The 16,060-nt window shown below is 45.5% G+C and carries 20 protein-coding genes; 9 read left to right on the top strand and 11 right to left on the bottom strand.

From position 1 onward, the window contains the following. Window positions 1-11: 11 nt before the first annotated feature. The 3 genes from EDF78_RS12995 (at window position 12) to EDF78_RS13005 (ending at window position 2,382) form a co-directional block, all read left to right on the top strand. A complete protein-coding gene (locus EDF78_RS12995) occupies window positions 12-734 on the top strand; it encodes a hypothetical protein (protein WP_133823226.1) in 723 nt (240 codons plus the stop codon). Between the two features lie 2 nt (window positions 735-736). Further along, window positions 737-1,363: a hypothetical protein gene (locus tag EDF78_RS13000; RefSeq protein ID WP_133823227.1), complete on the top strand. Its 627-nt coding sequence runs from the start codon at window positions 737-739 to the stop codon at window positions 1,361-1,363. Window positions 1,364-1,509: 146 nt separating this feature from the next. Then, window positions 1,510-2,382: a phosphorothioated DNA-binding restriction endonuclease gene (locus tag EDF78_RS13005; RefSeq protein ID WP_133823228.1), complete on the top strand. Its 873-nt coding sequence runs from the start codon at window positions 1,510-1,512 to the stop codon at window positions 2,380-2,382. 65 nt (window positions 2,383-2,447) lie between these two features. On the opposite strand, the gene EDF78_RS13010 is transcribed toward EDF78_RS13005, so the two are convergent. From EDF78_RS13010 to EDF78_RS13055, 10 genes are all read right to left on the bottom strand, one after another. After that, window positions 2,448-2,756: a hypothetical protein gene (locus tag EDF78_RS13010; protein WP_133823229.1), complete on the bottom strand. Its 309-nt coding sequence runs from the start codon at window positions 2,754-2,756 to the stop codon at window positions 2,448-2,450. Between the two features lie 75 nt (window positions 2,757-2,831). Then, complete coding sequence (locus tag EDF78_RS13015; RefSeq protein WP_133823230.1) at window positions 2,832-3,815, bottom strand: toll/interleukin-1 receptor domain-containing protein; 984 nt, start codon at window positions 3,813-3,815, stop codon at window positions 2,832-2,834. 492 nt (window positions 3,816-4,307) lie between these two features. Continuing rightward, the gene (locus EDF78_RS13020) at window positions 4,308-5,144 is read right to left on the bottom strand and encodes a DUF4942 domain-containing protein (protein WP_133823231.1); all 837 of its coding nucleotides are present in this window, start codon (window positions 5,142-5,144) and stop codon (window positions 4,308-4,310) included. A gap of 82 nt (window positions 5,145-5,226) precedes the next feature. Continuing rightward, entirely contained in the window at window positions 5,227-5,715 is a 489-nt protein-coding gene (locus tag EDF78_RS13025) for a hypothetical protein (RefSeq protein WP_133823232.1), read from the bottom strand. Then, window positions 5,712-6,020 carry a TA system toxin CbtA family protein gene (locus tag EDF78_RS13030; protein WP_133823233.1) on the bottom strand — a complete coding sequence of 103 codons (309 nt, stop codon included), beginning with the start codon at window positions 6,018-6,020 and terminating at the stop codon, window positions 5,712-5,714. The genes EDF78_RS13025 and EDF78_RS13030 overlap by 4 nt, the downstream gene beginning before the upstream one ends. 12 nt (window positions 6,021-6,032) lie before the next feature. After that, entirely contained in the window at window positions 6,033-6,497 is a 465-nt protein-coding gene (gene radC / locus EDF78_RS13035) for a DNA repair protein RadC (RefSeq protein WP_279586824.1), read from the bottom strand. Between the two features lie 286 nt (window positions 6,498-6,783). After that, window positions 6,784-7,131 (bottom strand): hypothetical protein, encoded by a 348-nt coding sequence (locus EDF78_RS13040; RefSeq protein ID WP_133823235.1) that lies wholly within the window; start codon window positions 7,129-7,131, stop codon window positions 6,784-6,786. A 128-nt stretch (window positions 7,132-7,259) separates the two neighbouring features. Continuing rightward, a complete protein-coding gene (locus tag EDF78_RS13045) occupies window positions 7,260-8,081 on the bottom strand; it encodes a DUF932 domain-containing protein (RefSeq protein WP_047608857.1) in 822 nt (273 codons plus the stop codon). Between the two features lie 81 nt (window positions 8,082-8,162). Beyond that, entirely contained in the window at window positions 8,163-8,765 is a 603-nt protein-coding gene (locus tag EDF78_RS13050) for a hypothetical protein (RefSeq protein ID WP_133823236.1), read from the bottom strand. Window positions 8,766-8,872: 107 nt separating this feature from the next. Further along, window positions 8,873-9,877, bottom strand: a complete 1,005-nt coding sequence (locus tag EDF78_RS13055) for a hypothetical protein (protein WP_133823237.1) — start codon at window positions 9,875-9,877, stop codon at window positions 8,873-8,875. Between the two features lie 944 nt (window positions 9,878-10,821). On the opposite strand from EDF78_RS13055, the gene EDF78_RS13060 reads away from it, so the two are divergent. After that, window positions 10,822-11,388: an inovirus-type Gp2 protein gene (locus EDF78_RS13060; RefSeq protein WP_243839453.1), complete on the top strand. Its 567-nt coding sequence runs from the start codon at window positions 10,822-10,824 to the stop codon at window positions 11,386-11,388. A 38-nt stretch (window positions 11,389-11,426) separates the two neighbouring features. On the opposite strand, the gene EDF78_RS13065 is transcribed toward EDF78_RS13060, so the two are convergent. Then, window positions 11,427-11,747 carry a hypothetical protein gene (locus EDF78_RS13065; RefSeq protein ID WP_133823239.1) on the bottom strand — a complete coding sequence of 107 codons (321 nt, stop codon included), beginning with the start codon at window positions 11,745-11,747 and terminating at the stop codon, window positions 11,427-11,429. Between the two features lie 287 nt (window positions 11,748-12,034). On the opposite strand from EDF78_RS13065, the gene EDF78_RS13070 reads away from it, so the two are divergent. The 5 genes from EDF78_RS13070 (at window position 12,035) to queD (ending at window position 16,019) form a co-directional block, all read left to right on the top strand. Continuing rightward, complete coding sequence (locus EDF78_RS13070; RefSeq protein ID WP_133823240.1) at window positions 12,035-12,241, top strand: AlpA family phage regulatory protein; 207 nt, start codon at window positions 12,035-12,037, stop codon at window positions 12,239-12,241. 635 nt (window positions 12,242-12,876) lie between these two features. Further along, entirely contained in the window at window positions 12,877-13,509 is a 633-nt protein-coding gene (locus tag EDF78_RS13080) for a hypothetical protein (RefSeq protein ID WP_133823242.1), read from the top strand. Window positions 13,510-13,632: 123 nt separating this feature from the next. Beyond that, window positions 13,633-14,061, top strand: coding sequence for a putative zinc ribbon protein (locus tag EDF78_RS13085; RefSeq protein WP_133823243.1), 429 nt, complete (start codon window positions 13,633-13,635; stop codon window positions 14,059-14,061). 487 nt (window positions 14,062-14,548) lie between these two features. Next, window positions 14,549-15,508 (top strand): glycosyltransferase, encoded by a 960-nt coding sequence (locus EDF78_RS13090; RefSeq protein WP_133823244.1) that lies wholly within the window; start codon window positions 14,549-14,551, stop codon window positions 15,506-15,508. A gap of 148 nt (window positions 15,509-15,656) precedes the next feature. Beyond that, window positions 15,657-16,019: a 6-carboxytetrahydropterin synthase QueD gene (gene queD, locus EDF78_RS13095; protein ID WP_133823245.1), complete on the top strand. Its 363-nt coding sequence runs from the start codon at window positions 15,657-15,659 to the stop codon at window positions 16,017-16,019. Window positions 16,020-16,060: the final 41 nt, after the last annotated feature.

A 16,060-nucleotide genomic window follows, 5' to 3' on the forward strand; every position in this document is an offset into this window, starting at 1 on the left:
AGGAGTGCCAAATGCTAAATGCCATTCTGGAAGGAAAAGCGGGCAGAATAATGCTCGATGGCGGTGAACCACAAAGCTGGCGAACCGTTTTTCAGTCTTATGAGGATTTACTCACAGCAGCAATCTGGAGCCGCGTCAGCTATTTATCCCCGGCGGCAATGGATCAGTTTTTTTCAGCGATGCTGGGAATTAACCGGGACAGTTGGGGCAAATTTGCATCCATCACCTTCTGGCCCAAATATGTTTTCCCTGATCCTGCTGACCAGAAGATGCAACCCTTTCTTTCAGGAGACGAACGATTTGCCGAACCCGATCTCGTGATCGCTTTTGAGCATACGGCGCTGATCGTTGAAGTCAAACCACCGGCTGGCGGCAGGCAATATCTGCAGCAATGGCGGAAAGAACTCTATACCTATCTGGCGGATGACAACGCCAAAGACAGCGTTCACTTTCTGGCGCTGGGCAATTTACCGGCCACTGCAGAGAACTGGTTTCAGGAATTAAAAACACAGTTTCCGCAGGTCGAGTTTCATGGCATGGAATGGCGCAGGGTCCGGGAGGTTTTCCAGTACACAGAGTGGGAAGCCCCCCAGGATAAGCGCATCGTCGCTGATTGCCTGAAGGCCCTTGCGCTCTATGGCATCCGCGAACCTTTGCTCCCCTGGCAACAATTTCATCAATTTCTGGCGGCTATGCCACTCTCCTCTGATTTCTCATTTTTGAAGGAAAAATAATCATGCACGATCCCTTTGCTCAGGTCCGCCAGGCTCACCGCATCTGCGGGGCGTATTACCAGCATATACTGCCGATGATCAACGAAGTCGCGCAGAAAATGGAGACATCGTTTCTGCTGTGGGACACCTGGAGTTTCAACAAGCCGCCGCGCCGCGGAGCCAATCCGCTGGAAAACTGGAAATGGGACTTCCTGCCGATGATGGACGTATCGTTTGTGTTCAGTAAACAGCAACAACCCAATACGCCGATGGCAGCGACCGACTATGTGCTGGACTTTAAACTGGTGACAGACAGCGAACTGGAATGTGACCAGCGCGTGTTGCAATACGGTGAAGAAGTCGAACCGCCAGCCACAGGATTGAAAACCCCGGCGGAAGAAGCCAAAAGCTATCTGAATGTCTATCTCTTTGCTGCGGTAAACGATGATGCCACTTACGCGTCCGCCGAAGACCTGTGGGGCAACTATGACGGATATCCTGAGACCGGTTCAAAGATCCAGTTATCGGCGGATAAGAGTATCAAAGGCATCGGGTTTTCTGTACCGCTGACAGAGATTGCTGATGATGGTGGGGTGAATTGGCTTGTGGATAAAATTTCAGAGCACAGGGAATGCCTTATGGGGCGCTGAGATTCGGTGACAACCCGCGCGCGATCCCATTAATCCGGGGTCGCGATATTTTCATGACACCTCGGATTATTTTTACCTGACTTTCATTGAATTACCTATTCTTTGCGAGCATGATCGCAATAACTTCAACCTGTTAACCTTCGGCTATGACCTCACGTAAAGCACTGCAAACAGCAATTTCCAATGTGGCAGTCTGGCGCAACGGCGACCAGTGCGCGCCGCATAAACCCCTGTTGCTGCTCTATGTTCTGTCGCAATATCTGAATGGTCATTCCCGGCTCTTCGACTACGGGCAAGAGATCCACGAGCCGTTGACGAAATTGCTGGCGGACTTCGGCCCTAAGCGGCGCGACTACTATCCTAATATGCCTTTCTGGCGGTTGAGGACTGACGGATTCTGGACACTGGAAAATACTGAAGGTTGTAAGCCACGTAAGGGCAACATCCAGCCGACAAAACGTGAACTGATTGAGAATCATGTATCGGGTGGTTTTGACGAAAGCAGCTACCAGATCCTTCGTGCAGCGCCGGAAATGATTAACAAGCTGGCCCAGCAGATCATGACAGAGCGTTTCCCGGAAAGCCTCCAGATACTTCTCGCAGACCGCCTCGGGTTTGATTTTACGTCACTGATGAAAGCACGCGATCCGCGTTTCAGGGAGATTGTTCTTCGGGCATATCACTCGCGCTGCGCAATATGTGGCTACGATTTGCGGCTGGATGGCGCACTCGTAGGACTGGAGGCGGCACATATCCGCTGGAAACAATACGGCGGCCCGTGCGAAGTAAATAACGGACTGGCCCTTTGTTCCCTGCATCATTCCGCCTTTGACATGGGAGCGATAGGAATAGATGAGCATATGACTATCCGTATTTCCGGTGGAGTAAACCGAAGCCCGGTTGTGGATCACCTTTTCTGGCAGCGTGACGGAAAACAACTTTATTTACCGCAAGATAAAGTTTACTGGCCGGCGGAAAGGTTTATTGAATGGCATCAGAGTCAGGTGTTTAAGAGCTGAGGGTTTATGTGTATTTCCTAACCGCCAGAACGAAAGCATTGTAAATGATGTTTTTTACTCATTGGTTAGCAGGACCTACGATAATGTTTTTTGCATTCATCTATTGCCGAAAACATATCCCGCGAAGGACGCATGTGGTAAGTGACTGCCATTTGAAATCCACCTTCCTGGAATCCGAGATGGTCCAGACTGATAATTTCATCAGTTTTGGCCCAATACTTATCGCCGTTCGTCTCCAATACCTTCTCACGATAAACCACAATTTTTTCTGGATAGTCTGGGCGCTCTCCTTCTTTTGAGAATATTTCATAACGGACATATCCATTGCTGTCGTCCCCAATCAGGAACACCTTGGCAAGATTAAGTTGCAACATTTCTAAATCCTTGTCGTCATTTACTAGGTAGACAACGGTCAAATCAGACTAGATAAGCGACTTAACCGTTGTGAATCACCGAGACATACGCTGTTTAATTACTCCGAAGAACATTCCCCACAGATGTTCTGACATCCCTTCGTTCGTCAACAACGCCTCCCTTGAGGCGCCACCACTAAAGCCCCCCATCAGAGCACGAAACCCTAGAGTTTGGCCGTTATCAATAAGGGTCAGACATTCGTTATAGCTATTTCGGACAGCACTTTCTTGGCTATAACAGATATCTCCCATTCCATGGTGTTGATTGCCACGCCAGATGCCACATTGACCAACCTTGCTACCGTTGATATACACCGCGCAAGTGAAGGAATTCGCATCAAGTCGATGGAAATCGACGTCTAACCCAGCATGACGTTTCTTGAGTTCATCCAACGAGTTCTCAAAATAACGGGCGACATACTCAAAACCTTCTCGTCGGGCTCGATCTTTATCAAGATCGGTAAAGGTCTTTGGTAGAGAAAGATTGCTTGAACGTGGAGTAAAAACTGTCTCTGTTGCCTGATACACCGCATTCCCCGAAGTGGGAGAAGGGACATTCACATTCTGTTGTGGTTTTTTCGCTTCCATACTGGCAATAGCGCGAGAGACGGCATCAAAGACCTGAACATAACCTTCATCGTGGCTGGCAAATTTGGTGATGGGCTTACCGTCGATTGTCGCCGCCATAATGCTGCCGAAAGGTAACTGGTGCCAAGCGCATTGTCTTAATATCACCGGAATGACCACTGCTTCACCCCGTTTATGTCGCTCTAGCGCATTGGTCATCTCTATTTGATAGCAATAATCAGAAGCAATGAAATCGCTGCTAATTAACAGCAGGATGATATCTGCTTGCGAAAAATAGTGGTCAATCTGACGTTCAAACTCTTGCCCAGGAACAATGCGTCGATCATGCCATGTAATGATCTTCCCCATCCGCTTAAGGGGTGAAAGATGTTTCTCGAGCTCATTACGTAATGCTTCATCTACATGGGAATAGGAAAAAACGAGAGTGGTCATAATGGTGAAATACTCCTGAACCGTTACCGTCTTAAAAAAGCCATTTTAAGACCATTATAAAGAATTACGATAATCGAGAGTAAAGAATAGATGCTTGCTCTACTTAGAGCATCTACGTCAGTAATGTAGTGGCATAGCGCATAATTGCTGTCGTACGCTGCTGAAGACGAGAAGCGACTTCAAGAGGACCTGACTTCTCTACCGCTTTGATAGGTGCCAGCAAATCGCGGGTTTTAAGTTCGGTGATATTTAGGCATAAAAAAAGCCACCCGTAGGTGACTTAATTTACATACTAATGGTGCCGAAGGCCGGACTCGCCAATAACAACTAACAACCTGATATAAATGTAATTTATTTCAGACACAAGATACTTATACCCACACTTGTACCCACAAACACCATTCCGTATGAAAATCGAGCTATTTCAACCCATTTTGATAAGAGCCCAAGGGTCGGGATTATACTATTTTTACAGACTAGTCGTCTGCCGGATTAATTTCTTCCGGTCAACATCCCCGGATAGTGTTTCGCAATGATGTCATTAATCTTGTCGATTAGCTCTGGGCGCTTAAACGTCAAGTGCCCGGTACCCTTCTGGAAATATCTAATATTGAAGTAATCATCTTCGTACGACTGTTGGCTCGGGTGATCACGCACATGTTCCATTAGTCGGGTAGTAATATCGCCCCGGTTGTCAGGAATCGGTTTTCTGTCCAGCAAAAATAACATGCGCTCCAAATCGGCCAACTGATCTCGTCGCCAGACCCAGTTCAGACTGTAGCCCCAGCGATTGTGAGTCACCAGATTATTGATGATGATCTTCTTTCCAAAACTGCACGGGCTATTAGTTTTGTAATCCCATGACAGCCCCTTAAAGACGTTGATAATCCCCCGCTCAAATACCTCCAGTTTACTGTGATGTAGCTGCTCGAATGTGCTGAGAATGTTCTCTTCACTAATCGCAGGAAAATCACCCTCTTCCAGATTTTTCCGCCATTGGTCGCGAGCCTGTGCATCCATTAATGCCAACATCCCAGACTTCAACATCAGATCACGCCAGACACTACAATCAATGCTTCGAGTAATGGCGGGCATCGCTTCACTCACTGGCTTGGTCAGCCTGCAATCATGACGATGCCCTTGTTGCATTGCCCAGTCTTCGGCTATCCCACCGCCAATCCTGCTAGTCAGTTCAGAAATGTCATTGAGGTTTTCAATCAACGCGCCAATCTGCTTGAGTGCGGCATCGCGGCCCGTGACGATCCGCTCGATATTGGTCGAGCAGATGAGTTCAGTATGGTCAGTTAATACTTCAGGTTCTGTCTGCATAATTAGTTTTCCATGCACAAAAGCAAACACGCCTGCCGGGAATGGCTGGCGCATTATGCTGGGAGAGTCGGGACAAGAAAAATCAGACGTTCAAATCAGGAATGCGGCTCGCAAGATTTAAATACTTAGCGATCCAGTCAGCTGTTTGTTGCCAGTCAGAGAGAGGAATATCAGTATTTATCTGCCAGGTGGCAGGGCAATAGTAGTTAGCTAATAGAATAACCACCCTGACCAAAAAACCATAAGGCAGGTTATTAGTATTGCAGCTGTAGTCGGCTGTTTGATGCATACCGCGAGTCAGTATAAATGCATCCCCAGCCTGCTGGCGGGCTCCGCTTCCGTTAAATGAAATGACGCCTAGCCCAATTAAACTATCGTCAAACCGCAGCGACGTATTACCTGAATGCTCGCAGATGGTCAGGCTGGGATGGCCTGTGGTTTGCGATTGCGTTCTTATGTAGCGATAAGCGAAAGTCACGGCCCTGCATAGATCCAGCCACGCGTCTGGTTCAGCCTCCTGAACCTGTTTGATACGATATATTCCAGTATTGGAAGAATTGTTATCGTTCATGGCCTCTCCCCTTTTGTTTGAGAAAATATTCCGGTAGCCCGCCGCGCACGTAGAACATCGACGACGTTGAGGTAAGGCTCTTCCCAGGAAAATCCATCGCGGTCTGTACGTATTAATGCATAACGCTCAACCTGGAAATTCACCGCATCTGCCAGCGAGATCCCCGCATCGATATGCTCCTGTATGACCTGGATTTCACTAAACGGCGTATCGTTTAGCGTCAGGCCATAATGTTGCTGGAACAGATATGCCAACAGAGTTTGCCAGGCTTCAGTCGGTGTCACTGCTTTAGAAATGGAAATCATCAGAATGTATCCTCACAGCCAGCCGCGTTCGGCAAAAGATATCGATTCGCCGTGTCCGATGACGACATGATCCAACACCTTGATCCCCATCAGAGTTGATGCTTCGATCAAACGCTCTGTCACGGAACGGTCTGCACCGCTGGGTTCGGCAGATCCCGATGGATGATTGTGTGCAAAGACCACTGCCGCCGCGTTGTGGCCTAAGGCACTTTTGATGATTTCCCGCGGATACACAGAGGTGGCGTTGATGGTGCCCAATGACGTCGTTTCACTGGCAATGAGGCGGTGCTGAGTATCCAGATACAGCACCATAAACACCTCGCGTTCGAGCTGCTCCAGCTGTAAACGCAGATACTGCAGGGTCTCGGCGCTGGAATTAAAACTAACGGATTTCTGTTTCATCTGTTTTTCGAGCAAGGTCAGCGCCATCTGGATAACGCGCTGCTGGGCTTGATATTGCATGTGGAGAACTCCAATAAAAGAAAAGCCGCTATCTATTGAGACAGCGGCTATTAAGCTAGCACTTGTTAAAAGAGAAATTAGAATCACGGCATAAAAACCATAGCCAGTCGGTATAAGTTTATATTTAACTAATAGCGACAAAATAAATGACTCTGGCGAGATGCATTATATGGTGAAACTCCCTAAGGAGAGGAACCCTACGGAGGAGAGGTTTATGATGGCTATTAATACGGAGTATTAATACATCGTTTGATCCCTTTAGTAATAGCAGAGTACAGGAGATGAGAATACCGATTCTCATCTATTGGTAATGCATCGTCCAGTTACCCTTGTCAGTAACAACGTCGATCTGAAGCACAGAACAGGACGATAAAACAAACAACGTTATGGACTCACCATAGTGGAGTGTTTTGGGCAGCATGCTTCGCCCTGTAATAGCATATTTTTTATCCACACGACAGTTACCCCGATTGACAATAACATCTTTAATTTCGGCTTTATCAGTTATTGCAGTTATCTTCACTTTTAATTCTGGGAAATTATAGTTCGGATTAACTCCTTTATATAAAGAAATGTTTACGGGAGCAGAAGCAAATGAACATGCAGAAAATAAAAATAAGACGAGTGTAATAATGAATTTCTTATGCATGGGAATATCCTTTATGGAATATGACTGAATGAAGGTCTGGTGACATGAAAACAAGAGTTAATGAGGCCGACTTGGTGGGGAACTCATGCGCCAGAACAGAAGTGTCCTTTTGAGGAAACGATGAAATTTCAGGCAGTGAGTTGCAACATTTGCTCAGCCATCACCCATAGCGCACGGTTAAGCTTAATGTCCCCATCAATGCCTTTAACAGCACGCGTGTGAGCCCGCTTGCCTTTTGCGGAAACCCCCGTTAATCCACCTTTAATCAGGTTTTCCTGAACCCGTTGGTAGGTCGTCCATAGGTCATCCGCCTTGTCTTCCCAGCGACGGGCGGTCAGTAGTTGAGACTCGGTGATAGGATGATGCTCTTCTCCATAGCGATAGTTCAGAGCAGCATGAGCAAAAGCCTGTCGGGCAGGGGCTGGCAGACTCAGGCACTGCATGGCTTCGCGCTGCTCTTCAACGCGTTCAAACACGTCCAAAACTTCATATGCTCCTTCTATCACCCGCCCTACCACATCACCTTTATGCGGGACTCGAACTTCACCAAAGGTATCACCGCAAATCAGTCCATTGGCACACACGGCTCTGAACATTCCTGGCAGCATCTGATAACTGCTCGAACCGTCATGGCTGTTCAGCAAAATGATTTCCGGCACTTGTTGACCAGTGATCTGACCTTCCCGACGGAGCCTGAGTAAATGCTTGGTATGCTCGCGCTTATTTGGGTCGCGAACACGGGTCTGGCAGGCATAGAACGGCTGAAAACCTTCACGCTGCAGATTTTCCAGCAGGGATATGGTCGGAATGCAGGTATACCTTTCGCTGCGTGACTCATGTTTGCTGTCACTGAATACACTGGGCACGTAGAGAGCCAACTCATCATGCGTAAGAGGTCGGTCGCGACGAATAGAATTCACCCGTCCAAAACGGGATGCGAGACGTGTCATGGTTTTTCCTTGCAGAATAATGAAGGAGATACGTCACCAACAGGCGACGGATAATTATCAATTAGAGCTTGAGGCAAGCTATCAGAAAAGGAAGGTTTCGCAGGCAAGTCGTCCGGCAGCGTAGGTCGTGATACCGTCTAATCCGGCATTGACTAGCCCACCAATGACAGGTAGAAACTTCCCCGCTCCCGAAGCCAGCCCAAAAGTGATCTGCCCTGTGATATGAGACAAGGCCAGTTGTTGAGCTTGCTTAAAAGCAATCTCATTGACGACGCTTCCAAAAAAACGCGTATAGAAGGACTTCAGCAGATCCTTCGCGACGCTGCCGCCTACGCAAAGATAGGCCATATTCTTAATGCGAATATCCTCAACCGAATGTCCGCCAATAATCGCAACCGCAGCAATCATCCGTAGCTGGATAAGTAAATTGCCGGTCATACTCATGGGGAGAGTGAATGGCAACGCCACCACACCACCAAGACCAGTCATGAAGCCACAGGATGCTGATTTGGCTGACTCCCAGTTGACCAGGCTAGTGGCTGCATCCATTGTCGAAGGAGAAAGGTCAAGGTAGCTGTCAGCCAATGTGCGTGACGAATCGAAATGATGACTGCTACTGGTAGCTTGCTCATATAACCAATCAATCCAGACTGATAATTTACTAAAGTTAATTTCTTCATCCATATTTCACCTATCGTTCATAAAAATGACCCCAGAAGCTTACTGAGGCTATATGTCATACAGGTGATATAGACTTATAATTATTTTATTTGCTATAAATAATCGTGTGGCTACTTTTCAGTTAAAATCTTGAATTCTCTATCGACCATCAATTCAATAAGCTCACCCATACTCATCTTCTTTTGTTTCAGAATTGAATCCATCTTATTTTTTGATTTTTTATTTATAAAAACATTTATTGCTTTTAAGTCCTTTTCTTTATTACTGATTATATGTTTTCTTTGACTCCAGGCTTTATTAGAACGTATGGAAAAAAGAATTTTAATATCAGATTCAGTCACCCAATAATAGTAAAATGCACGTATTGCTAATAATTTTTCTTTATGAGTAGATGGAGATAGGTTTAGCGCATGAAGCTTTGACATAGACTCATACGCCAACATATATTCCCACATAAAATTAATTTGATCTGGAATTTCTTTTTTGATCCACGTCAACCCTTTACTTTCTTTTTGTATAGCATTCCACATCGATTTTATTTGATGAATTAACTTTACCTTTACATCATTCATCGCAAACCAAGAATCAAATACGTCTCGTATTATTTCATATCGGCTAGTCTTACCTGATGGATAAGCATCGAGGTTTAAAAGATCAAACACCATCTTTAGAGTTGCGAACGTGTTAATATCGCAACCATATTTTGCCACATCAAGATAACGGCCATCTCTATCCTTCAATACCAGCCATACCCAATAGCACGCAATATCGTCCTCTAATATCCATTTGAATTCGTCCTCTGGGAAAATAAATTCATTTTTAAAATGAAGCATTTTCTCCAAATACCCTTCAAACATTTCTGATGAAAAACCAAAGTTCAAATCGTAATCGGTCTGTATTTTTTTGGCTAAAAATCCACCAGTCAAATCATTAGTGGATACATTAACAGCAACTATCTTATTGCCCAATGCCGGATTGTTAGAATAAAAAACATTTTCTCCAAGTTTATTTATTTTTATATTGTTGTATACAACGTAGGCGATAAAGGCCTTGGCCTCTCGCTTGTTGTTACAATTTCTCAGTCTTGAAATTAAGACATTTTTTTGATTTTTCATATTGCCCCCATAGAATCACTAAGTGATATCATAAGTGATTAATTAGTGTTTTTACAGTGCTTTTTAAGTGATAATATAGTGATTTTTTATATAGGTAAATGGTAGATAACCCCTGTTTTAAGGCCACTTAAATCACTATCCCTTAACTATATGCATTAAATGCCAGAGGGGAGTGAAGCATCCCTTCAAATGGGGCAAGGAAAGTTTGCGCAACTCTGCGTACCTGTGATGATTTTAAATCGCACACCTGCCTACTCGAACTAGCCCCCTCATAGCAAGATAGTTATTTCATGAATAAAAAAATACATAGCACTCCTATGACATGAACCACCCAATACGAAAAACACACAACAGATACACTTGTCTATTTCCGAAGGATAACTCATGCCTTCAGTATTGAATGATAAATTGGTCAATATGGATTTTATTGTTCCTTATACGGGCCTTATAAATTATTATTTCCACAGGATGTTCAAGATTGGACGATTTCCCAAAGCCATTAAACTATGAGGCTCACCTCGCTGGCTTAAAAGTGAGGTTGAGCAATGGTAAAAAGATCACATTCGCAATTACAGCCTAGATTGATACTAGCTACCTCCTAACAAATCAACCTTAAAATATTTTCCTTTTTCCCGTATCTATGACTAAAAATTACATTTGGGTTAATTAATATAATTAATAGGCACCCTCATAAACACACACGGTATATCACTGTAATTAACGTACGCTCAACCACACATGTCAGCATCAATACGACATATAGCTTTGATTCACCTTAGCCATTTCAACCTGCTGATAATTAGGCAACCCCTATTGATATCTCACCCTGTTATCAGCCCTGAGGCATTGGCTCCTCAGGGCCTTGGGGAGGCTGTTCTAATAAAGCATCTAATCTTGTGAGTTCTACTATGAGAGAAAACGAATTATACAATCAGGACTATTCGATGAACTGGTTTCTTCATGCACTCATCAATAATCAAATCGATGCAATGGTACAACGCTATGCAAGGCTTTATGCCTTGAGGGTCGATTTTTTCTACAAAAAAGGCTCTGACCGTTTTAAAAACAGTTCTCCGCGCTCTATGGAGTATGAACTACGCCTGTTAATGACGGAGATGATGGCATACCCGGCAATAGTTGGGTACTTCTGGGTAGTGGAATGGACTCCAGATCATGGCTTTCATGCTCATGTGGTTTTCTGGCTAAATGGTCATAAAACACAGCGGACCTATCCCTTTGCAGAGAAGGCAGGTGAACTTTGGCAGGAACTTACTAAACAGGAAGGATTTCATTACCGCTGTGAATATCATGAAAATTACAGCGCAAATATTAACATGCCAATCAACTACAATGACCCAGCCAGTATCGCCAATATTCGCTACATATTGAGCTATCTGGCGAAAGAAGAGCAAAAAGAAGGATTATGTTGCTATGCCAGCAGTGAGGTTCCGCTTCCCTCTGGTGCTGGACGTCCCAGATCACCCGTCCATTCTACGGATTGGTCTTCTTGATGATCAAAAAACAGGGCTTTAAGCCCTGTTCTGATTACTTAGAAGTTACTGCGATTAAAACCAGAAGCTTCAGTGCAACGAATAAAAGTTTGTAAGCCTTCTTTCATCACCAGGCGCTTCATATAGAGCATATGGGCATAATTGGCCTGAGAAACGTGTGATTCAAGATGGCGGTGCACAGTAATGTGATCGACCCTAAGTCGGTCATAACCGATATGTGTATTTCCGACGTTATAAGCTGAGAAAATCGCCATCTGATCCGAAGCATCTAATGTATTCAGAAACTCCTGCGCTTTTTCTTCACTCGTAATGTACGGCAATACCTCAACCGTCTGTTCAATTAATTTATCAATATGCATTAGCTGTTTCCATGTTGTTTTCGCATTCACAGAACATGGTGGCATTACGTCGAGATTCAACCTGATTACTATGTAAATGGGGAGCCAGATCTCAATTATTGAACTTAAAAATGCTTGCTAAGGGTTACCTTCTTCAAAGACCGCATCCGTGAACTCTTCGCCATCCCTTTTATTCAAAGCTCAGAAGTAAATTTTTACTCGGATGGACATGATATGTAGAGATGCCAGTAACCACACATAACCTTACCGCATGCTCTTCATCCCCCCACCGAAGAAGAGAAAACATCATGACAACGACACCAGAATTACTAAACGATCCGATGATTGACATGGCTTTCATCACAGCCTACACCGGGATGACCGACAAATGGCTTTATAAATTAATTCAGCAAGAAGAATTCCCTAAGCCTATCAAACTCGGACGCAGTTCACGTTGGCTAACAAGCGAAGTAGAACAATGGGTAAAGCAGCGTATTGCCCAATCCCGTCCGTAAGCGTATCCCCACCAACTAAATTCAATTAAACCCAACATATCCCTGCAGTAGCTACTCCTGCCCACTTCGGGAGGGATTACGCACGTCTGCAAGTTGGCGCACCGGAGTAGAAACATGCATGCAAAATCATTCATCAGCTTCAACAGCAACGGACAACTCATGGCTGCAACAAAGGCGCAATTAGCCCCTAACGACCAATACCGTTGCCATCTGTGTAGGGCCCTCCTGAAACTCCACGCGCCAGGGAACGGAAAGAATCCCTGGTTTGAACACATCCAACAAACGACACGGACGACATTAGTTCACAAACTCCATGACTGCCCCTACCTCACTCCCGATGCAGAAGAGATAGCCCGAGTCAGCGCTTTACGCCGCTTCGTTCCAGAAGCACAGCCCGTGGTCCAGAAAGGCGACTGGTACTGCACAAAATGCAGAAGTGACTACCATGCAGAGAAATACTGCACGCATTGCCAGACAGGCATCTACAGCATTGAAACTGTCTCCGCCACTTGAAATGAGTTATCTGTATTTCAGTAGCTCTCACTGCGCTGGCCTGACGCAAATTCATTACTCAGGCCATCAAAAGCTCAAGTCACCCAACTCCTCTTTCAGCAAAAAAATAAAGAGAAATCACGATGCCTAATGCTCATGCCATTACGGCTTTAAAGAAGTGCTATCAATACATACTTGATAGCTATCGCATGGTCGATGCCGTAACGGGACAACCGGTGCAGGCCTTAAGGCCCTATCTCAGGCTGGGGGTGTATCAGTGTGGTTTTACTGAACAGCGACGTCACACCTGTCAGATTATCGCACCGGTTTTCATCGCTCACCTGCTAACTCTTAGACAGACGCAGCAGTCAGATAATCTGGTCTCGCACGATGCAGCGGTTAGACACGTGCGCCCTGAACATTTCATACAGAGCCCGCAATTCTACTTCTCATTGCTGCGAGCAGAATGTCAAAGGCTGGGATGGGCAGAGTTCACCGATGACTTGCTGGCGCTAAGTTCACATTTTTACGATGAACCCTGGCATCTGGAGAGGTTTGCACTCGCTTACTTTTACGGCTTGCTGGCGAACGATCCGGAGTACTTTGCTCTGCTGGCACCACCGCAGCATGAGGCTTCTCTTCATCAAGTTGAACAAGTAAATCACCGGATGTTGCTACTGGACGCACACCTGGCGAAAACACCGAATCTGCATAACCTGATTGAGGAATATGTGTTCTTCGCATTTTACGACCTATGGGGTCAGACCCCGCCTTAAGTACCGCCCCCTTCCCGATCCTGTGTGGGCTGAGCCCCTAACACTTCCAATCGCATTGCAATCTTCTTATTCATCGGAAAAACCGCCCAATGACTACAGCCGGGCGCGGCAAGAGGCGCATCTATGCAATTTAAGAAAATAAAGCGTGGCGTTACCCATGATGGCAGGTGGGTCAAAGCAGAATTATATCCTCTGCCAGCATCGCTGCGTTGTTACTGCGAAGGCTGCTTAAACCCTTTGCATTTTCGAATCACGCATGCGGAAGGTCGTTTTTTTGAACACGACCTTGAAAGTAGCGACATTAACCGTTTAGAAGAATGCCCCTATTTGCTTTTACCCCACAGACCCGCGCAACTCTCTACTGTTGCTCGGGCAACAGCCCTGCATGAATCCTTTCATTTGGGGGATCCTCAGCCTAGGCACTTTATCTGCGTGATGTGTGATTACGAATTCTTCGGACTAAAACACTGTCCCCGCTGCGGAAACAGCTTGTACTGCACGGAAGTGAAAAACAGAAATACGCTGACCTTGTCTGAAAAGTTTGCAAAGTAATTCAGGTTCAAACATCCACTCAGAAAAGTGACTGGGGTAGATCACGCAACAAACCACTATCACTAGCTGCTTTGCATCGATCGGTGATAACGATCGAAATCCAATTATCGATCTATCAAAACGATTATCTTTTCAGCAATCTCTCTGGTTATCCTTGGCTTTCATTGTTGACGATAAATGGCTTTGTATCACGGCGTATTACCGCTGTGGGGCTTGCTACGTCATCACTGCTGGGATGCCAGAAACTAATCGTCCCTTCGGTAACCATTATTGCATCAGATGAGTATGCCAACACCTGGTCATCATGCTCGAACGATGCAGCCGAGAAGAGATAAACATGAAAAGATGCACCCGATGTAATAAAAAAAGAAACTTCATCGAACGGTTATTTGCGCTGGATAAAGAGTTCTGCGAGGAATGCTTATACGACATTCAATTGGAAATTCGAGAAAGAAGAGAAATCCCAGTACAAAGGCACAAAGATTAAATGGCGCTCATTCAGCAAGACCGGCAGGCCGTAATCGAGGTCAGCGTCATTATCCCTGTCTATAACGCGGCAGAGACCATCAGTCACCTCATCAGCAAGATCCTTAGGGAAACCCGTGTCGTTATTGAACTCATTATCGTTAACGACGGTTCCACTGATGGTACCGGCAATCTTATCCGGGATATCTGCGACAACCGGCTCATTGTAATTGAGCAGGAAAACCAGGGCGTTTACGCGGCACGCAATGCCGCACTGGATATTCACCATGGTGAGTGGGTAATATTTCTTGATGCAGATGACGACGTTGAAGAGGGGTTCATCTTTGCACGCTGGCAGACGGCGATAAACACTCAGGCCGATGTGGTGATCTTCAACGCCTGGCGCACAGGTTGCGGAACTTCCAGAACGCCCGTACACACCAAGCAACCTTACGGACAATCCTTATCCGGACATGAGTGGATACGCCACTGTGTTACCCAACGTGAATGGCCGCACTACCTGTGGCTACAAATTATCAGGTCGTCCTATATCCGGCAAAACTCCTTATCCTTTCAGGCTGGCAAAAGCCACAAAGATATTCTCTGGACCATTCATCTCGCAACCAGCAACGGGCGTTTTTATCTGTCGGATTGCAAGGATTACATCTATAAGGTGAATGCAGATTCCATTACACATCGGACCGATTACTTTGATGTCAGGGCGCAAAGTTATATTGAGGTGATTGCAGAGATTATTCGGTTGGCAAAGTTAGAGCAAAATAGAAAAAAAAGGAGATTTTTGTGCCGGCATGCACTGGTTGAGGCACGGCATTTTCTTGGGCTTTACAGGAATAACGTTCAAGACAAATCTGGCCTCAAAACCAACTTCAGTGAACTTATCTCACTCGCCTGTTTATCGAGAGGCATCAGTTGCTTCAGCGATGCTATTTTCTTTATCAAATTAGTGGTTAAGCTTTTCTAATTCCCCCAATCATTATTACGAATGAATTCAGCTATCCCTTTGTTTAATAGGTGGTTTTATAAAGCTCATTAGCATATTCTCATTGCATGCAAATTGCTTCCAAATCTCTTCCCAGTTTGTTACTTTATAACAAATTATAGAGGAAACTATGAAAACCACTTTATTTAAAGATTTCACATTCGAAGCCGCGCACCGCTTACCCAATGTCAGTGAAGGCCATAAGTGTGGAAGACTGCATGGGCACTCCTTTATCGTACGCCTTGAAATAACCGGGGAAGTCGATAAACACACAGGTTGGATTATTGATTTCGCTGAACTCAAGGCCATTTTCAAGCCGACGCTGGATCGCCTGGACCACCACTATCTCAACGACATCCCTGGCCTGGAAAACCCAACCAGCGAAGTGCTGGCCGAATGGATATGGAATCAGGTTAAAACACAACTGCCGCTCCTGAGCGCCGTGATGGTGAAAGAAACTTGTACTGCGGGTTGTATTTATCGCGGTGAGTAGCCCGAAGCGGGTGGCGTGTTCACGCCACCAAGCGCGTTTTT

It is taken from the genome of Rahnella sp. BIGb0236 (assembly GCF_004364755.1).
In the GTDB taxonomy this organism is placed as follows: Bacteria; Pseudomonadota; Gammaproteobacteria; order Enterobacterales; family Enterobacteriaceae; genus Rahnella; species Rahnella victoriana.